Genomic DNA, 19,741 nt, shown 5'->3' on the forward strand with positions numbered 1-19,741 from the left:
TCGATTTTTATCAGATTAATTTATTACTGATTAAAAAACACTCATTTCATTATAAAAATGAACACTGGATAAAAGAATAGATACATGAGAAAGGATGACAGATCTAGAAACTAGAATTAGGCTCTTCTAAAAATGCCAACTCTTCAGCGGAAGATTCTCGCCCTAAAATGGCATTTCTATGTGGATAACGACCAAAACGATCCACAATATTTTTATGCTTTAACTCAAAATCCAGATTATTAACAATGCCCAAATCTCTAAATAGTTTTACTGCTTTCTCATGAATCACGGCGGATTCACTGTGCATATACGGCATATATAAAAAGCTTCTTTCGGTGGGAGACAGTTCGACATCAAAACCATTAGCAATAGCGACTTGAGCCAACGCTAAAGCCATTGGATCAGCAGCGAAGGATTCGGGTTGGTCACGGTAAATATTACGTGAGAATTGGTCCAGTATGATTATTTCAGCCAAGGCGCTTTTAGGAGAATGACGCCAAGCAGACAACTCACCCTGAACCGCTTGTTGATGAAGCTTGCCAAATCTAGTGATGATTTCATTATCGAAGTCGATGTCTTTCTCAAACCACTGTTTTGGCTCAATATCATTAAACCAAAAATCAAAAACGTCTTGATACATAACGTCAGCCTCGCACTTACAGAGTAACTAAAAATTTAGAACTGTTAAATTCCAATCACTATATTTTTTATATCGTAGGAAAACTAAATCTTAACCGCCATTAACACCTTAATCACGTCTGCAGCTACAACCAACGGAACCAAACTCCACTTCAAAGCCCGCTTGTTCATGCTGCATGAATCACAAAAAAACGACGTAACACGAATAGCAAGATCGGCCTAAAAAGGCCGAGGAACAGGGTCAAATAAAATACTTTGTACATCAATGATCAGAATGGCGGATTTCATTAAAAATCTTGTCATTCATTACAATTACCTATTTACCAAATTCCCGGAAATACGATTTCAACGATGTTAGTAGATAATTTAGGTTCCACTGGTTGTCTAGGGTTCGCCTTAACCAATCCTTCATCTCGCATTTGATTGATGATTGGCCTTAAGGTCTGCTCGCTTTTTCCAAAGTAGCTGCTAATATCCGCACGAAATAATGGTCCACGGTCAACGAGAAGCTTATAGATATCTCTTGCTTCGATTTTAAGTATGATTTTTTTGCCATTTATGTCGGCTATAGCCCCTTTCGCTCGATAATCAAAATAAATATCCATTCTAGTTTTTAATGCCGAGGGTTCGAGCAAGTCATTAAAAAACTTCACCTGATCCAGTGCTGTATCGATAAAGTACTTGGTGAAATAGATAAGCCCCCGTTTGGAAAGGATGCCCTTTCCGTCAGATTCGCCTTGCCTTGGCATATCAGCCTGCGCCAGTGCTTTGTAATAAGCGTCGGTGTCTCTTGCAAACCCCCGAGCCAAAGACCAAAGGCCGTATCCGTCGTACCCTAAACAGCGCATATAAGTGTCGGTGACCAACCTTGTTGTACGGCCATTACCGTCAATAAAAGGGTGAACCCAAGCTAATCTGTGATGTAACGCTGCAGCGGCACACAAACGGTTAGGACCAAAGATCCGAGTTGGATTGTACATTTGCTCAATCCAACGCATATAACGACTGATCTCTTCTGCCATAGGCGGCTCGTGTTTGCCCACTAACACAATTTTGTCTCGGTAATTACCTGGAACGATCAAAATAGGCTTGCCCGTTTCATCCTCTGCTGGGGTGCCATGTTGATTCTTTACAACAAGAGCATCTTCTGGAAAACCGGCATAAAAATCTTTATGAATATTTTTTATAAAATCCTGATTAACCACTTGCTCGGGCGATACATCGTTTCGGGAAAGCTTCATTTGCACTTCCAGATGAGACAGTAACTCTCGAATGTCTTTAGAACCGTTAATGCTGTTGTCGACGTTAACGGCCTGTGTTTTTAGTAGGTCTTTAGGATGTGTTGGATTGCCTTCTATCTTATTGCTGTAATAGCTATTCACTAAACGTAGGAGCCACTCTAAAGACGACCTAAGAGAATCTGGAATCGATTGATTCAGTTCTGCATCGGCTTTGATTAGTTCAATTATTTTATCCTGATACTCACCAAGATCATTCGATTCTAAGAAGGGTATCATTGATATCATCATCGCTTCCTTATTATGCTACAAGCCATATAAATCATGGCATTAATGAGATAACTATAACATTTTATAGCGTTATAAATATCGCTATTTTTAACACTATTGACCTGATATAAAAAATTTAAAGTTAGTCTCAACAAAGAAACAAAGCCTATAAAAAATCCCCATGCCGTTTTCACAACATGAGGATTCTTAAACCATAATCAGCTGAGATTAAAAACGAACGTGCTGACAAGCCTCAATCACGTCTTTAAGCTGTTGCTGAATAATTGGGCGTTTCGTTTCATCCAATTGATATTCATGTTGCTTAGCCAGTTCATCATTTAGATAAGTCGCTTGAGAAAGTTCTAGCTGTATTGCGTGAATACCATTCTCTGGTTGTCCGAAATGACGAGTAGTGTAGCCGCCTTTAAAACGTCCATTAAGTACTTGCGTGAAATGTGGTGTTAAAATTTGTGTTGCTGCGTTTGCCAGTAAAGGATCACAGGCTTTGCCGTCGTTTGTTCCCCAGTTGAAATCAGGAAGAACACCATCAAACAGCATAGGTACTTCTGCTGCAATGCTGTGGGCATCAAACAGAATCGCGTAACCGAATTTTTCTTTCAAACGCGCTAATTCTTGCTCAATCGCAGAGTGATAAGCTTTCCAAATATGTTCTTTATAGAACTCTTTTGCTTCCTCGGATGGTTTTTTGCCTTCAAGAAAAACAGGACTGTCTTCGAACAAAACATCAGGAAATAAGCCAGTTGTTTTCGTTTCATATAGAGGTTTATCGTCGTAAGGTCGGTTCAAATCAATCACAAATCGAGAGTAATTGGCTTTGATGTATCCCACGCCAAGCGGCGTTAAAAAGTCATACAATTCCGGCATAAACCAGTCGGTATCCGGCAGTTTTTTCGCTAAATCGGTGAGACAATCATCGACCTCTGGCGTCAGGTGCAAGCCGGGATGCGGCATACAAACCAACAAAGGCGAATCCCCTTGAACAAACTCAAACGCGGGTACCGGTAATTGTGTAGAAGTCATCTTTTTATCCCCTAATTCTTTTTATTATCACAGCCTTCGCTGTGAGTCTCTTGATTTTGATTCTCTTAATTCTGATAGACGCGTTTTTTTACCAAACTGCCACCTAGCCAATAGCTTAGTTCACCTGGACTTTCCACGTCCCAACAAACAAAATCCGCGACCTTACCAACTTCCAAGCTCCCATGAGTATCAGACATTCCCAATGCTTTTGCAGCATGAATGGTCGCGCCAGCAATCGCTTCTTCTGGCGTGAGTGCAAACAAGGTACAGGCCATATTCATCATGAGGCGAAGCGATAAAGCAGGAGAGGTTCCTGGGTTGGCATCCGTGGCAATCGCCATCGGCACACCATATTGTCGCAACAAAGCAATCGGCGGACGCTGAGTTTCTTTTAGTGTAAAAAACGCCCCCGGCAATAACACGGCCACCGTGCCAGATTCTGCCATGGCTTTTACATCTGACTCTTCAATAAACTCAATGTGATCCGCCGACAAGGCTTTAAAAGACGACGCCATACGAGTGCCACCTAATGAAGACAACTGCTCCGCATGAATTTTTACTGGCAAGCCTAGCGACTCAGCCGTTTTAAAGTAACGCTCAACTTGTTCGGTGCTAAAGGCGATGCCTTCACAAAAAGCATCCACGGCGTCGGCCATATCGAGCTCGGCCACTTTTGGCAGAACCGTATCGCAGAGGTAATCAATATAGACATCTTTATCGTCATATTCTGGCGGCATGGCATGTGCTGCCAAACAAGTACGTTTTACCGTCACGGGAAATTGCTTTCCTAGTTCCGTCGCTACGCTAAGCATTTTCAATTCTGAATCGAGGGACAAACCATAACCAGATTTGATCTCAACTGTGGTCACACCATCGGCTATTAAGCTTTTCAGACGACGAGAAGCGCTGGTGATTAACTCCGCTTCGCTGGCGTCACGAGTCGCCTTCACAGACGAAGCAATCCCGCCGCCCTGCTTGGCGATGTCTTGATAACTTACACCATTTAAGCGTTGTTCAAATTCCCCCGCACGATTACCGCCAAACACAAGGTGCGTGTGGCAATCGATCAAACCCGGTGTAATCCAACCACCGCCCAAATCCTGTTCGGTTAGAGCGTCATAGACTGGTAAATCTTGCGCTTCGCCAATCCAAACGATACGGCCATCGACAACACCTATCGCGGCGTTTTCAATAACACTATATTGGCCATCTTTCATGGTGGCGATATGAGCGCCACGCCATAGGCTGTCTAACTTCATTGGAGTATCGTTTGTCATCGTTCTCTCTATCCTTTAAACCGTTTATCTTAGCTATGTTTGAGCTGCGCTACTTATACGCTAGACCACTTACATACTAGGTAAGAGCCCTTTTGGCATCGTCTCGTTATGTGCCGCTTCCAATAGTAATTCATTGGCTTTTTCGATGTCTGGCGCGAAGTAACGGTCTTTATCGTAGAAAGGTACGCGAGCACGTAACGTTGCACGAGCATTTTCTAGGCGTTTGCTGGATTTCAAAGGAGCGCGGAAGTCCAAACCTTGTACCGCAGACAAAATTTCAACCGCCAAGATACCGCGCGTATTTTCCGCCATATCTTTCAACCGACGCGCTGCAAAGGTCGCCATAGAGACGTGGTCTTCTTGGTTCGCCGAGGTTGGCAAGCTATCGACAGACGCTGGATGCGCGTAGGTTTTATTCTCGCTCGCCAATGCGGCAGCGGTAACTTGCGCAATCATGAAACCAGAGTTTACACCACCGTTATCCACTAAAAATGGCGGCAGTTTACTGAGATTGCTGTCGATCAATAACGCCATGCGACGCTCTGACAAACTACCTATTTCAGCAATCGCCAAAGCAAGGTTATCTGCTGCCATAGCAACGGGTTCGGCATGGAAGTTACCACCGGAAATAATGTCACCTTCCGCTGCGAATACTAATGGATTGTCCGATACCGAGTTTGCCTCCACACACAAGACTTTCGCCGTGCTGCGGATTTGCTCAAGACAAGCGCCCATCACCTGTGGCTGACAACGCAATGAATACGGGTCTTGAACCTTTTCACAATTTTGATGTGAATCGCCCAGTTCACTGGTTTCGCCTAATAGATGACGATACGCAGCAGCGGCATCAATTTGTGTTTGATGACCACGCACTTCATGAATACGCGCATCGAATGGACTACGGCTACCTAGCGCCGCTTCCACAGACAAAGACCCACAAACAATGGCTGAGGCAAACAAATCTTCTGCTTCAAACAAACCTTCTAAGGCAAATGCGGTCGACGCTTGTGTGCCATTAAGCAGAGCCAAACCTTCTTTTGGTGCTAACTGAATAGGTTCTAATCCTGCAATAGACAAGGCAGCTTGACCAGAGATGACTTCACCACGGTAGCGAGCTTTGCCTTCTCCTAACAAAATCGTACTCATGTGCGCCAACGGTGCTAAATCACCCGATGCGCCTACTGAACCTTTTTTCGGAATACACGGATAGACTTCTTTATTAATCAAAGTCAGCAAGGCTTCGATCACTTCTAGACGAATCCCCGAAAAACCACGCGCTAAGCTGTTTACTTTCAGCGCCATAATCAATTTGACGGTTTTGTCTTCCATTAGTTCGCCAATGCCCGCCGCATGAGACAGTACAATACTACGTTGTAGCTCATCCAAATCTTCTGGCGCAATACGCGTATTCGCCAGCAAACCAAAACCAGTGTTAATACCATACACCGTGCGATTTTCTGCAATGACATCGTTAACCACTTGTGTACTGGCCTGAATCGCAGGGAAAGCGCTTTCGTCTAATATCAGCTTAACGTGACGACGACTAATTTGACGCAATTCGTTTAGCGTCAATTGACCTGGTTTTATGGTTAATTCAAACATGGTGTTCCTCAATTTTTTATTTTCAAATAAAAACGCCGGATAACGGTCGTTCCTCCCTCATCCGGCCTACAATTTTTCCATCAACAACCTATTATTGCTCTTGAGCGCCAGTAATCATTGGCAGATTCAATCCCTGCTCTTTCGCGCAATCGATCGCAATCTCATAACCCGCATCTGCATGACGCATCACGCCAGTCGCTGGATCATTATGAAGAACTCGAGCAATACGTGCTGCTGCATCATCACTGCCGTCACACACAATCACCATGCCAGAATGCTGAGAGAAGCCCATGCCTACGCCACCTCCGTGGTGTAAAGATACCCAAGTCGCACCAGATGCTGTGTTCAACAAGGCATTCAATAGAGGCCAATCTGAGACCGCATCCGAACCATCTTGCATACCTTCCGTTTCGCGGTTCGGGCTAGCCACAGAACCAGAGTCCAGATGGTCGCGACCAATAACGATTGGTGCAGACAATTCACCGCTACGCACCATTTCATTAAAGGCTAGGCCAAGTTTTGCGCGTTGACCAAGACCGACCCAACAAATACGCGCTGGCAAGCCTTGGAATTGAATACGCTCGCGGGCCATGTCTAACCAACGATGCAAATGTTCATCATCCGCGATCAATTCTTTTACTTTGGCATCGGTTTTATAGATATCTTCTGGGTCGCCAGACAAAGCTGCCCAACGGAAAGGCCCGATACCACGACAGAACAAAGGACGAATGTAAGCAGGTACAAATCCTGGGAAATCAAAGGCGTTTTCGATACCTTCTTCCATCGCCATTTGGCGAATGTTGTTGCCGTAATCAAAGGTCGGCACGCCCATTTTTTGGAAATCCAACATGGCTTGAACATGCTTCGCCATGGATTGTTTCGCAGCAGTTACGATTTCTTTTGGCTGAGTTTGTGCTTTCTCGCGGTACTCTTCCCAGCTCATGCCTAGTGGCAAGTAGCCGTTTAATGGATCATGAGCCGATGTTTGGTCTGTCACCATATCTGGGCGAATACCACGTTTTACCATTTCAGGTAGAATTTCTGCAGCGTTACCGCAAAGCGCGATAGACACCGCCTTGCCTTCCGCTGTGTATTTTTTGATGCGCGCCATGGCATCGTCTAGATCAGTCGCTTGCTCATCCACATAGCGAGTACGTAGACGGAAATCTATACGGCTTTGCTGACATTCAATATTCAATGAACACGCGCCAGCCAAGGTTGCTGCTAGTGGCTGAGCACCACCCATGCCACCAAGACCCGCCGTTAATACCCAGCGACCAGCCAATTTACCATCGTAATGCTGACGACCGGCTTCAACGAAGGTTTCGTAAGTGCCTTGCACAATGCCTTGGCTACCAATGTAAATCCAAGAGCCTGCTGTCATTTGGCCGTACATCGCCAAGCCTTTCGCGTCTAGCTCGTTAAAATGTTCCCAGTTAGCCCAATGCGGCACTAGGTTTGAGTTGGCGATTAATACACGAGGTGCGTTGCTGTGGGTTTTAAACACGCCCACCGGCTTGCCAGATTGCACCAATAAAGTTTCGTCTTCTTCTAGCTCTTTTAGGGATTCAACAATCTTGTCATAACATTCCCAATCACGTGCCGCACGACCGATACCACCGTAAACCACTAATTCTTCTGGGTTTTCTGCAACATCAGGGTCTAGGTTGTTCATTAGCATACGCATTGGCGCTTCTGTGAACCAAGATTTTGCAGTAAGAGTTGTTCCTGTTGCCGCTTTGACGACACCTGCGCGGTAACGTTTTTGAGCGAGTGTTTGCTTAGTCATTTTTTCACCTATCAAAGAATGTCTTTTTTATTCTGCTTAAAGGAAGATTCAACGAACATGTATATACAATTAATATTAAGATAAAATCTAATTTTTATAGATGCAAGTCATTTTTGAAAATAGATCAAGTAAAAAGCCGTGTGGATAGTTCAATAATCAATCGAAAAGTAAAAAAACCTTAATAAACAATCATTAAATACATGGTTAAATTGATAGATCATAAACTCATAAAAATCACACTTGTATATACATTATGTTTTCTATTACACTCGAAAGATCAACATTTATAGGAAATGACCTGTGACTAGCCAACACGCCAATCATTGCGACCATGCTCAATACTATTTTGCACAACGCGCTTTGCTCTCTTCTGGCTGGGCGAAAGACGTCCTTTTTTCGGTAAAGGATGGCCAGTTCTACTCTTTTGCAGCAGACAGTGCTCCGACGGCAGAGTGCCATGTTTTATCTGGTCCCGTCTTACCAACACTTGCCAATGTGCACTCACACGCGTTCCAGCGAGTAATGGCGGGCGCCGCAGAAGTCAGCTTAAATCCAAACGATAGTTTTTGGAGTTGGCGAGATTTGATGTACAAGATCGTGCAAAAACTTACGCCAGATGATGCTCGTATTATTGCCAAACAACTTTATATCGACATGCTAAAAGCCGGTTACACTCAAGTCGGGGAATTCCACTATCTGCATCACGATATTGGCGGTAAGCATTATGCTCAGCTTGGTGAGATGTCGAATCAGATCATCGCTGCAGCGGACGACTCTGGACTGGGGTTGACGCTATTACCCGTGCTTTATTCACACTCAGGCTTTGGCCGACAATTACCGAACGCCGGACAGGCGCGTTTTATCAACAGCACAGACTCGTATTTGGCATTACATCAAGCCTGCGAGAAAGCGTTAGCGAATCATGCGCGCCATAAATTGGGTATTTGCTTTCACTCACTACGCGCAGTGACCAAACCGCAAATAGAAACGGTATTACAATCTCTTGCCAAAGATTGTCCGGTTCACATTCATATCGCCGAGCAGCAAAAAGAAGTGCAAGACAGCTTAGCCTTCAGCGGGCAACGCCCCGTGGAATGGCTGCATAATGAAATCGGCCTAAATGAGCGCTGGTGCTTGGTTCACGCCACCCACCTAACCGATGTAGAACGCCAAGCGATTGCCAAGAGCCAAGCCGTTGCGGGATTATGCCCTACTACCGAAGCGAATTTAGGCGACGGCATTTTCCCTGCGGTGGAATTCGAGAAAGAAAATGGCCGTTGGGGGATTGGTTCAGATAGCCATGTGAGCTTGTCGATTGTGGAAGAGTTAAGAACATTGGAATACGGGCAGCGCCTACGCGATCAACAACGTAATCGTTTATATCGTGCCGACCAAACCAGCGTTGGCGACAACCTGTACCAGCAAGCTTTATTGGGCGGCAATCAAGCTTGCGATGTGTCATTAGGGTTAAGACAAGGTAACCGAGCAGACTTTATGGTGCTCGACGAATCTCATCCTTTTATCGCCGCAAGTAAAGCAAAAGACCTACTCAATCGCTGGCTATTTGCCACCAATGAAAACCTTGTGAAAGACGTTTTTGTCGCTGGCAAACACACCATAAAAGACTTCCGCCACCAGCATGAAGACAGTAGCCGTCTGGCCTTTACTCAAGTCATTAAAAAGGCTATGTACCATGCCTAATTTCATTATTATCGAGCAATCACAATTCTTGCGAATGCCATGGAAAAACGGCCTTGGCGAAACCCTAGAAATTCAACGTTATGAAGATAAAAGCGGCCTGCGTTTTCGTATCAGCCAAGCGTCTGTGGTTGAAAATGGCGTATTTTCAGACTTCAGCGGATTGCATCGCACCTTGGTCTTACTGTCTGGCGAAGGCATGGCTCTGGAACACACGAATAGCAGCAAAAGCAGTCATATTTTAAACAAGCTACTAGACATAGCACGCTTCTCAGGTGGCGATAAAACTTATGCAAAACTGAAAAGCGGCAAGATTGAAGACCTAAATATCATGGTGAGAGACACCGACACGCAAGCCACAGTTCAGGCATGCACTGCGCCCTGCTCTCTCTCGTTTTCAAACAACACCTTGTTTAATGGTTTCTATGTTTGTGAGGATAGCTTGCTGGAAGTAGAGGACGAAGCTGTGGCGATAAAGGCACACAGCGTAATAGTTTTCTCGCAAAACGCCAATGTAAGATTAACCAAAGGCAATGGCGTTTTTATTAGCATTTCTGAGTTAGATTAACGGCCAAAATGCCCGAAAAGTTGGAAGCGAGAACCGGGATGCAATAAACGCGCGGCGGTGACGATGTCATCGCCCGCCCAAGTACGGCGTTTTATTTGTAGACAAGGTTCTGACGCTTGAATTTGTAAGCGTTCGCACTCAACTGTATTAGGTAAAATAGCTTCCACCAAATGCTCGCCTTCAGTCATCGGTGCTACGCTCATTAGGTATTCATAGGGTGTATGCTTGGCAAAATCTTGTTTATCGTAATCGGGCGCTAAGGTGGCGTTCACAATACGCTCTTCTATTTGAATCGGTAAATCATTTTCAAAATGCAAAACCACAGAACGAAAAATCCCATGATTGGTGCGAACGCCTAAGGTCATGGCTTCTTCCATGCTGGCTTTCGCAGCCTCTAATACTAATAATTCAGAGTGATGTTTATGACCACGAGCAGCCACTTCTTCTGCAATGTTATGAACCTCAAACAAGGCTGAATGGGCTTTTTTCTCCGCGACAAAAGTCCCCAGTCCTTGATGACGAACAAGATACCCTTCTGCCGTCAACTCTCTTAATGCACGATTTACCGTCATGCGGCTAACGCCCAAGGCTTTCACGACTTCAGATTCCGAAGGAATACGCTGATTTGTCTGCCATTCACCTGACGAAATTTTCAACGATATCGCCTGTTTAAGCTTGGCGTAAATCGGTAAAGGTGTATCCGATAAATCATCGAATAAATTCGCTAAATTAGGAGTTGTTGTGTCAGACACTAGGGGTTCCATATATTCATGTGTTTATAAAATCTTCTATTGTAGGCGATCATAACAAATAACCCGCCTGTCTATACAATTAAATCCGCAGAGTTAAATAGGCATCATCCACAATGCAGCCAACCAAGAAAGCCCCATCAATAAAGAAAAGATCACGCCCCAGCGGGGCGTCTTCACCTCAACAGAAGCCACTTCAACCGGCGCCATCGTATGGTGTTTTTTACGGCCGAGAACCATGGCGTCAATAAGACGCTCTTTAAGACATAACTCATGATAAAGCACCGCAAGCACATGTATGGCGACTAAACCGAGTAAGACGTTAGGCAAGAAATGATGAATCGACGCCAGTTGACTCGCTAAATCCTCTGAAATAAGAGAATAAAATGGCCCGTACCAGAATACTTCATCGCTAGTAAACAGCCCAGTTCCCCACTGTACCGAAAGTGCGAGCAATAAAACCACCACCATTAGTGCACCAACTGGATTATGACCCAAGTACTTTTTTGGGCGACCAGACAACATTGACATAGCAAAACGAAAGGCGACTTTTGGCCCTCTCACAAACTGACTAAAACGTGCGTAGTAAGACCCATAAAAATCATAAAGCACACGCGCAATAATCACCGCTGACAACCCATAGCCCATATAAAAATGGTACTGAACATAATCACTGTCTGATTTACCTGTGATAATCAAACCCGTAAACAAAAGCACCATCAGCCAATGGCTAATTCGCACGGGCCAATCCCACACTAATGTCGATTTCATCTTTATGATCTCCTGCCTATATTCAACGCCAGATTTAATTTTTGTTCAAAAAACATGCTCTTGCTAAAAGGTGACATTAAACACTATGCTGTGAAAAGCAAGATTCTGATTGTCTAATTTTGGAAATTAGCAGATAAACACGTATCTGTGAGCATTATCAATATTCAAAGGGCGGGGCAAAAATATGCTTGTCATGTTACTCCTGATCACGTTTTTCACTGCACTGCTTTTATCGTATCTATTGTTATTTAAAGGTCGCTTTTTTAGCAAACAAAGTGCGGTCATCGGTGCACCTATTGATGTGATTGCAGAAGATTTAAGCGATCTTACCAATTGGAAAGACTGGCTACCTTGGCTCATTTATGAACCTAAAGCCTATGTTGACTTTGAATACTTAAACTCAGGCATTCATTCCGTTTTCCCATCCTGCTTGTTATGGCAGGGTAAGCTTATTAAAGATGGCTATATTACTTTAGAACCTGCCCGCTCCGGCGCTCATTACTTTCATACATCATTAGAAGCGCCAGCATTTTATCCAAACGACGTGCATTTCAATATAGACCTCACCAAACAGAAAGAACGCACTTTAGTCACTATTCAAATTACGGGGAAATTGCCTTTTCTTAGCCGCTGGAAACAAAGAAATTACAATATTCGGGCGGACAAAGACGCCGAACTTGCACTACTAAAATTATTAGCTTATCTGAACAAATACAGCGAAGCATCCAGCCATGAATACAACGCGCCTACCTTTGAATGGCTTAACAAGACCAAGTTAGACAATGTGGATGCCGTGACTCGGCCTTTCATGGTGAGCGACCAACCTATGTCGCAAAAAATGGATCAAGGATTCCATGATTTAATTACCGAGCTTGGTCCAGAAAACCCACCAGCTGGCCCATGTTTCGCGTTATACAAAAAAGCCGACATCGCCAATCATTATTTTTCTGGTCGACTAGGTATTCCCATACAAAATCTTGCGCCTTGTGAGCTTTGTCCTGAACGTATTGTCTTACGTGGCAACTATTTACATTTACGCTATGTCGGCTGCTATCAAAATTTATCTTTAGCTTGGCATGTACTGTACAGTTTCATGAGATTACACAACTTAAAACCCCACCGTCGGCATTATGGCGTGGAAGTTTTTGAGGTTGGGCCATTACAAACACATAATTCAAAGGACTTTGTCACGTCAGTGTATTTACCCATCAAATAATTGGCTTAGCTGATTTTTTATGGGAAAGTCTTTTTTCAAGCCACTTATTTATAAGGAAATACAAACGTGACAAAGCTTTACCCTGTTATCGACAGTTTGATTCGCATCATTCTAACCATCGCATTTTTCTATATTTTTAAACATTTCTTTAATGTGGAAAATGATTTGATATTGGCCTTTATTTCTGTATTTTGCGGATTCTTAACTTTTCGTGGCTTAATGTTTGGCTTCAATAAAATAACAGCCAAAAAATAGTGCGAGCCCCCTTAAAATTTAGCGTATCCTAATAGTTTATCCCCCTGAATACACAATGCAGATTTAATGGATACAAGTCCGCATTCTTGCTAACACTTGCAGATAAATATGAGTCCTTCTATGACGACACTCTATCAAGAACACCTTGCCGTTCTTATTCATCGGTATGAAAACGCCATGGCACATTTCGGCCTAGACGCCATTGTTTTAGCCTCAGGGGAGAAAAGTTATTACTTTCAGGATGATCACACGCATCCTTTTCATGCCTATTCTGGCGCGCAACAATGGCTCCCTTTTACCCTAGGCGCAGAAACCTATGTTGTGCTAAAAACAGGCGAAAAACCGACCTTAGTTTGGCCTGTTCGTGACGATTTTTGGCACGCTCCAAACCCTGTTCCTAGCGGCGACTGGCAGCAGAATTGGAATATTGTCACAGCGAAAAAAACAGATAAGTGGTTTGCCGATTTACCCAAACAAACGGCTTGGCTTGGTCCACAAGCCATGTCATTCGCTGTTGCTTGTGAAGGGTTAAAAGCCTATATCGATTTTGCCAAAGCGGTGAAAACCGACTTCGAGATTCACGCCATACGCCAAGCCAGCATGCGCGGAGCGGCTGGTCATGTAGCCGCGAAAGAAGCGTTCTTAGCCGGCATAAGCGAGCTAGAAATTCATCTCGCCTTTTTAAAAGCCAGCCAACAAAGTGCTTTCCAAGAACCTTATCCAGGCATTGTTGGTTTAAACGAGCACGCTGCTGTGCTGCATTATGAGCATAAATCCATAGAGCAAGTGGCAAACTCTCGTACGCTACTAATAGATGCGGGCGCCAACGAGCATGGCTATGCCAGTGACATTACTCGTACTTTTACCCGTCACGATGATGACTTTAACGCCATGATCCATGACCTTGATGTAATGGAGCAACAGCTTTGCCGTAGCGCCATGACTGGCGTTAGCTATAAAGATTTACATCAAGGCACACTAGCAGGCATTGCAGCGTTGCTTAATAAGCATAAAATCTGCTCTTTGGGCGTTGAGGAGCAGTTAGCCAAACGCATTCCGCAAGTTTTCTTCCCCCATGGCTTGGGCCACTTACTGGGCTTACAGGTTCATGACGTAGGTGGCCATCAAATAGATAAGGCAGGAACGTTAAGCAAACCAGATGACAATGCTCCGTTTTTGCGCCTCACCAGAACGCTAGAAAAAAACATGGTGATTACCATCGAACCAGGTTTGTACTTCATTCCAATGTTGATAGAGAAAATGCAGGCTGAAGTATCAAATCACGGCTGCGATATGGCACGCATTAAACACTTCATGCCTTATGGTGGCATCCGCATTGAAGACAATGTCGTGGTGAAAAACGGCCAGCCTGAAAACCTAACTCGAATTGCTTTTGCAAATCAATAAAGGCTTTTAATTGTTTTCGCTGGCTCAGAATAATTACTCTGAGCCAGCGGCTATCAACTCAACAACTAACCTTTCAGTTTATGCACTAACCCTTGAATCCCCAATACATATCCTTGCACGCCCATGCCAACAACAATTCCCGCTGCTGCAGGCGAGATATAAGAGTGATGACGGAAGGCTTCGCGAGCGTGTACATTGGATATGTGCACTTCGATAACAGGCACATCGGCGCCTTTTATTGCATCGTGAAGGGCAACAGATGTGTGAGTATAAGCACCCGGATTAAAAACTACGCCCAACACTTCACCCGCTTTAATTCGACGACCCGCTTCGTGGATCAGATCAATCAATACACCTTCATGGTTAGATTGATGACATTCCACGTCATGACCAAGTGACATTGCCGCTTCGTGACACATAATTTCTACATCGGCCAACGTTTCATAGCCGTAAGTGGCGGGTTCACGAGTGCCAAGCAAATTCAAATTCGGACCATTCAAAACCATAATGGTTGCCATGATAATTTCTCCTAAAAGTCAGCGTGATTGTTTAACACACCTTACTATTAAACAAAAAAGCGCAACAGCACGCTCAAAGTAAAAAATGACAATACGGTGGTAATTAATAACGTACTGGCGCAAAAACTCCGCGCCCCATATTCCCCACAAATAATGGGATAAGAACTAAACATCGGAACCGCTGCAAAAATTACCACGGCAATTTTCAAATCATTTGGCATGTTAGGCACAAGCAATAACAATAATGTCACTACAATAGGAAACAGCACTAATTTGCCAAATGCCGCAAGTAAAATAGGCGGCCATTGCCCTCTGATCGACACTCCGACTAAGGAGCCACCAATCACAATCAGTGCTGCCGATGCTGCAGCCGCGGCTAATAAATCCAATCCTCGCCCCACAAAGCTTGGCAAGCTCAAATCAAACACCGTAAATATCAAACCAGTCACTAAAGTAATTAACAATGGATTAGTGGTAATACGTTTTAACACTACTAAAAACAAGCTCTTGCCATTACTCTCACTCTTGCCGAGCATGGTTTCAATAAAGATCAAACAGATGGGCATTAGGATAATATTTTCGACCATCAATGACATCAAAAAAGCCTGAGTCAAAGGCGTATCAAAAAACTGCAATAAGATAGGAAAACCGATAAATGCACTGTTTGACATGGTTGCCCCAACGCCCCTAACTCCCGCGTCGACCAAATTGCTTTTCAGTAATCGCCAGCTCAAGAGCACAGTGACCGTAAAAGAGATCAAACCACCCACAGCATAAACAGCGATGTAGTCAAAATGCAAAACCTCGTTTAACTCCATGCTTGAAAGCTTTGTAAAAATCAACGCAGGCAGCGCAAGGTAAAGCACGAATCGACTTAAACCCGCCACCGCATTCTGTGGAATAAAAGCGTAACGAACAGCCAGAAAACCCATGAGAATCAATAAAAAAATAGGGGCTGTGATGTTTATTACGGCTTCCATGTCAGCGTATCCTCAAGGTTGCGTGTTTCAGCTCAAATTATGTAATCTGTCTGGTTTTTTATTCACCAAAAGAAAGACGCTATAAAGCGCCTTTCTTTTTAGACTTTTGCGTGAAGAAGTCATTCTATGAGTTTATTCATTTTTCAACAATCTTTAAGAAAATCACATACCCTAAGCTCAGTATCACTTCAAAAAATAGACAAGACACAAAAACACAGCGGCAATAGCAATAAAACCATTCAGTTTCCTTTATTCGTCATTCATTCTTGATATAGTTTATAAAAATCTAGGAGGTCTTATGGAGATAGCGATTCCCAACTTACGGCATTTGCGCGTATTTCTCGCGGTTGCAGAACTGAAGAGCATCACTCGTGCCTCTGAAAACATCTTTCTATCTCAACCTGCTATCACGCAAGCCATCGCCAAGCTAGAAGGTTTATTGGGCGCGCCACTTTTTGAACGTCATTCAGATGGTATGTATCCGACGCCATCAGGTGAGGTGTGGCAAAAACGCGTTAGCCGCGCCATCGATCATATTCAAACGGCCACACAAGAAATCGTTAAAGACACGACTCAAAAAGAACGCACGCCTAAAAATCTCATCGCTTTAATTAGCACCACCCAATTAAGAGCTTTAATTGCCGTGAGCGAAGCGCAAAACTTCAGCATTGCGAGCCGAAATCTGGCGGTGTCGCAGTCTTCCGTACACCGAGCCGCGCGAGATTTAGAGCGCCTGCTCGGCGTGGTATTATTCGAAAAAAACAGCCTTGGAACCAGCGCAACCAAAGCCGCACAAACCTTAGCAAAAGCAACAAAATTGGCTTTCAGCGAATTACGCCAAGGCATTTATGAGATCAACGCCTTACAGTTTAAAGATGTCAGTACCATCACCGTTGGTAGTATGCCTTTGGCGCGTATGACCATTCTGCCAAAATCAATTTTACAGTTTAATGAACGTCATCCTGATGTGAACATCAATGTCACCGAAGGTCCGTATGCCGACTTACTTCATCATCTACGCCAAGGCGACATCGATATAATATTGGGAGCATTGCGTTATCCGACTCCGGCTGACGATGTGATTCAGGAAGAATTATGGGCGCCGCCATTGTCTGTGGTAGCCCGTAAAGATCATCCTTTAATGAGCAAAAATACCATCAGCGCACAAGATCTCGCTGAGTTTGCTTGGGTTGTTCCCGCTAAAGGCACTCCTACTCGACAAGCCTTCGAAGACATTTTCAAAGACGCTGGTATCGCCTTACCAACACGATTGGTTGAATCCAGTTCACAGATACTGATTCGTGAACTATTAATTGAAAGCGACCGATTGACACTAATCTCGGCACATCAAGTGGAGCGCGAAATTAATATTGAATTGCTCAATGTGATTGATTTTCCATTGGAACATACTCGTCGACCAATTGGGCTTTGTGTCCGAAAAAGCTGGCTTCCAACCGTCACACAATCCCATTTTCTTAGTTTGTTACGCGATATCTCAGAACGTTTTCGATGACGCTTTTGAAAGACATCATTGCAAAAAATGAATAGCTTATGCGGTTTATGGATTATGCCCATTAGGTGTCGAATGTTAGATTTGTTATCAATATAAACCTAAATTTCGTTCAATAATAACGACATGAAATCTTGAATAGGAGCAGACTAATGAGAATTTGTATCGCTGGCGCATCTGGCGCTTTCGGCATGAAACACATGGACGCCATTGCGGCGATCGAAGGTGCAGAAGTCGTTTCTGTCGTTGGCACTAAAATCGATGCGATTAAAGCCTTCGCTGAAGAACACGGTGTTCCTCACTACACAACCGATCTAGCAGAAAGCCTAGCTCGTGATGACGTTGATGCGGTAATCCTAGCTACCCCGACTCAAATGCACGCTGCGCAAACTATCCAATGTCTTGAAGCTGGCAAACATGTTATGTCTGAAATCCCAATGGCAGACAACATTGAAGACGCTCGCAAAGTAGTTGAAGTACAAAAGAAAACTGGCCTAGTTGCCATGGCCGGACACACTCGTCGTTTCAACCCTTCACACCAGTGGATTCGTAACAAAATCGAAGCCGGCGAACTAAACGTCCAACAAATGGATGTGCAAACTTACTTCTTCCGTCGCTCGAACAAAAATGCCCTTGGCAAAGCGCGCTCTTGGACAGACCATCTACTATGGCACCATGCTTGCCATACTGTGGATTTGTTCCAATACCAAACTGGCGAAACAGCCAGCAAGGTTCAAGCGCTTCAAGGTCCGATCTATCCTGAACTTGGCATTGCCATGGACATGAGCATTGGTTTGAAAGTGCCTAACGGTGCAATCTGTACTCTGTCTTTGTCCTTCAATAACGACGGTCCATTCGGTACTTTCTTCCGTTATATTTGTGACAACGGCACTTATATCGCACGTTACGACGATCTATTTGACGGCAGCGAAAACAAAATTGACCTATCTGGTGTAGCAGTGTCAAACAACGGTATCGAGCTTCAAGACCGCGAATTCATTGCAGCGATCCAAGAAGGCCGTGCGCCCAACTCTTGTGTGACTCAAGCCATTGAAGCGATGGAAACCTTGCATCGCTTAGAAGAATGCCTAGAAGCCTAAGTCGCAATAGTCTAAAGTGACAAGACTCTAAAGTGACTCAACAACACTCAAACGGGGAGCTTCGGCTCCCTGTTTTTATTAAGGATATTGTTATGTCAAAACACTCTCACTTAGCCAACCCTAAAATCGGCCTAGGCTGCATGAATTTATCCCATGCTTATGGTTCGCCTGTTGCTGAAGAGCAAGCCATCAAGGCACTTCATCAAGCCTTTGAAATGGGTTATCGCCATTTTGATACCGCAACCTTATATGGCGGCGGCAACAATGAACTATTGGTTGGCAAAGCACTAAAAGATCGCCGCGATGAATTTTTCCTTGCCAGCAAATGCGGCATGGCCATGGTAGATGGCAAAAAAGAGATTAACGCCCGACCAGAAAACATTCGCAAGCAGTGCGAAGACAGTTTAAAACGCCTACAAACAGACCATATCGATTTGTATTATTTGCATCGTTTGGACTTTAATGTACCCATCGAAGAAAGTGCTGGAGCTCTCGGCGATCTGGTAAAAGAAGGAAAAATCGGTGCGATAGGTTTATCCGAAGTGTCTGCTGAAACGCTAACTCGTGCTCACAACGAGTTCCCGATTACCGCAATTCAGTCCGAATATTCATTATGGACACGCAATCCAGAAATTGCCGTGCTAGAAGCCTGTAAGAAACTGGGGATTAGTTTTGTCGCTTTCAGCCCATTAGCACGCGGATTCTTAACGGGCACATTAAAAGACGTTGCCGATTTAGAAGCCAAAGACATTCGTAACAACATGCCACGCTTTAACGCCGAGCATTACCCTAACAACCTTGCTTTGCTGAACGATTACTTTGCTCTTGCGAAAGACATTGGCTGCACGCCATCGCAACTGGCTTTGGCTTGGCTCACCGCAAAAGATGAAAACATCGTGCCTATTCCCGGCACTCGTTCGGTTAATCATATGAGAGACAATTTTGAATCGGCGCAATTAAAGCTGGATGCCAAACAAGTCAGCCTGCTAGACGAGATGATTAATCAAAATAACGTCCACGGCACGCGATATACCGCAGCCCAACAAGCCGAAATCGATACAGAAGAGTTTTAAACGCTTTTTAAAACTCTTTAAAAGTCATGTTCAAAATATA

General features: G+C 44.2%; 18 protein-coding genes. 8 read left to right on the forward strand and 10 right to left on the reverse strand.

Annotation, left to right across the window (positions count from 1 at the left end; all coding sequences use genetic code 11):
• Positions 1 to 103: 103 nt before the first annotated feature.
• From ACO05V_RS21745 to hutU, 6 genes are all read right to left on the reverse strand, one after another.
• A complete protein-coding gene (locus ACO05V_RS21745; RefSeq protein WP_421856596.1) occupies positions 104 to 640 on the reverse strand; it encodes a DUF924 family protein in 537 nt (178 codons plus the stop codon).
• Between the two features lie 319 nt (positions 641 to 959).
• A complete protein-coding gene (locus ACO05V_RS21750) occupies positions 960 to 2,165 on the reverse strand; it encodes a Fic family protein (RefSeq protein ID WP_421856599.1) in 1,206 nt (401 codons plus the stop codon).
• A 210-nt stretch (positions 2,166 to 2,375) separates the two neighbouring features.
• Positions 2,376 to 3,188, reverse strand: a complete 813-nt coding sequence (hutG, locus tag ACO05V_RS21755) for an N-formylglutamate deformylase (RefSeq protein ID WP_421856602.1) — start codon at positions 3,186 to 3,188, stop codon at positions 2,376 to 2,378.
• Positions 3,189 to 3,253: 65 nt separating this feature from the next.
• Entirely contained in the window at positions 3,254 to 4,465 is a 1,212-nt protein-coding gene (hutI, locus tag ACO05V_RS21760; RefSeq protein ID WP_421856605.1) for an imidazolonepropionase, read from the reverse strand.
• 69 nt (positions 4,466 to 4,534) lie between these two features.
• Positions 4,535 to 6,067, reverse strand: a complete 1,533-nt coding sequence (gene hutH, locus ACO05V_RS21765; RefSeq protein WP_421856608.1) for a histidine ammonia-lyase — start codon at positions 6,065 to 6,067, stop codon at positions 4,535 to 4,537.
• A 91-nt stretch (positions 6,068 to 6,158) separates the two neighbouring features.
• The gene (gene hutU / locus ACO05V_RS21770; protein ID WP_421856611.1) at positions 6,159 to 7,856 is read right to left on the reverse strand and encodes a urocanate hydratase; all 1,698 of its coding nucleotides are present in this window, start codon (positions 7,854 to 7,856) and stop codon (positions 6,159 to 6,161) included.
• A 300-nt stretch (positions 7,857 to 8,156) separates the two neighbouring features.
• On the opposite strand from hutU, the gene ACO05V_RS21775 reads away from it, so the two are divergent.
• On the forward strand, positions 8,157 to 9,557 hold the full coding sequence (locus ACO05V_RS21775; RefSeq protein ID WP_421856614.1) for a formimidoylglutamate deiminase: 1,401 nt from the start codon (positions 8,157 to 8,159) through the stop codon (positions 9,555 to 9,557).
• The gene (locus tag ACO05V_RS21780) at positions 9,550 to 10,122 is read left to right on the forward strand and encodes a HutD family protein (RefSeq protein WP_421856617.1); all 573 of its coding nucleotides are present in this window, start codon (positions 9,550 to 9,552) and stop codon (positions 10,120 to 10,122) included. The genes ACO05V_RS21775 and ACO05V_RS21780 overlap by 8 nt, the downstream gene beginning before the upstream one ends.
• Here the strand turns inward: ACO05V_RS21780 and hutC are convergent.
• On the reverse strand, positions 10,119 to 10,874 hold the full coding sequence (gene hutC, locus ACO05V_RS21785) for a histidine utilization repressor (protein WP_421856620.1): 756 nt from the start codon (positions 10,872 to 10,874) through the stop codon (positions 10,119 to 10,121). The genes ACO05V_RS21780 and hutC overlap by 4 nt on opposite strands.
• A gap of 93 nt (positions 10,875 to 10,967) precedes the next feature.
• The gene (locus ACO05V_RS21790; RefSeq protein ID WP_421856623.1) at positions 10,968 to 11,642 is read right to left on the reverse strand and encodes a cytochrome b/b6 domain-containing protein; all 675 of its coding nucleotides are present in this window, start codon (positions 11,640 to 11,642) and stop codon (positions 10,968 to 10,970) included.
• Between the two features lie 184 nt (positions 11,643 to 11,826).
• On the opposite strand from ACO05V_RS21790, the gene ACO05V_RS21795 reads away from it, so the two are divergent.
• The 3 genes from ACO05V_RS21795 (at position 11,827) to pepQ (ending at position 14,520) form a co-directional block, all read left to right on the forward strand.
• Complete coding sequence (locus tag ACO05V_RS21795; protein ID WP_421856626.1) at positions 11,827 to 12,858, forward strand: AraC family transcriptional regulator; 1,032 nt, start codon at positions 11,827 to 11,829, stop codon at positions 12,856 to 12,858.
• A gap of 66 nt (positions 12,859 to 12,924) precedes the next feature.
• Positions 12,925 to 13,113, forward strand: coding sequence for a hypothetical protein (locus ACO05V_RS21800; RefSeq protein WP_421856628.1), 189 nt, complete (start codon positions 12,925 to 12,927; stop codon positions 13,111 to 13,113).
• Positions 13,114 to 13,233: 120 nt separating this feature from the next.
• Complete coding sequence (pepQ, locus tag ACO05V_RS21805) at positions 13,234 to 14,520, forward strand: Xaa-Pro dipeptidase (protein ID WP_421856631.1); 1,287 nt, start codon at positions 13,234 to 13,236, stop codon at positions 14,518 to 14,520.
• A 65-nt stretch (positions 14,521 to 14,585) separates the two neighbouring features.
• Here pepQ and aroQ read toward each other — a convergent pair whose 3' ends face one another.
• Together aroQ and ACO05V_RS21815 are read right to left on the reverse strand one after the other, a co-directional pair.
• Positions 14,586 to 15,038: a type II 3-dehydroquinate dehydratase gene (aroQ, locus tag ACO05V_RS21810; protein WP_421856634.1), complete on the reverse strand. Its 453-nt coding sequence runs from the start codon at positions 15,036 to 15,038 to the stop codon at positions 14,586 to 14,588.
• 47 nt (positions 15,039 to 15,085) lie between these two features.
• Entirely contained in the window at positions 15,086 to 16,018 is a 933-nt protein-coding gene (locus tag ACO05V_RS21815; RefSeq protein WP_421856637.1) for an AEC family transporter, read from the reverse strand.
• A gap of 298 nt (positions 16,019 to 16,316) precedes the next feature.
• Between ACO05V_RS21815 and ACO05V_RS21820 the strand changes: the two genes are divergently transcribed.
• The 3 genes from ACO05V_RS21820 to ACO05V_RS21830 all read left to right on the forward strand — a co-directional run bounded on the left by ACO05V_RS21820 (position 16,317) and on the right by ACO05V_RS21830 (position 19,701).
• On the forward strand, positions 16,317 to 17,531 hold the full coding sequence (locus ACO05V_RS21820) for a LysR family transcriptional regulator (protein WP_421856640.1): 1,215 nt from the start codon (positions 16,317 to 16,319) through the stop codon (positions 17,529 to 17,531).
• Between the two features lie 149 nt (positions 17,532 to 17,680).
• Positions 17,681 to 18,628, forward strand: coding sequence for a Gfo/Idh/MocA family oxidoreductase (locus tag ACO05V_RS21825; protein ID WP_421856643.1), 948 nt, complete (start codon positions 17,681 to 17,683; stop codon positions 18,626 to 18,628).
• Between the two features lie 92 nt (positions 18,629 to 18,720).
• The gene (locus tag ACO05V_RS21830; protein ID WP_421856646.1) at positions 18,721 to 19,701 is read left to right on the forward strand and encodes an aldo/keto reductase; all 981 of its coding nucleotides are present in this window, start codon (positions 18,721 to 18,723) and stop codon (positions 19,699 to 19,701) included.
• Positions 19,702 to 19,741: the final 40 nt, after the last annotated feature.

It is taken from the genome of Marinomonas sp. (genome assembly GCF_965225885.1).
In the GTDB taxonomy this organism is placed as follows: domain Bacteria; phylum Pseudomonadota; class Gammaproteobacteria; order Pseudomonadales; family Marinomonadaceae; genus Marinomonas.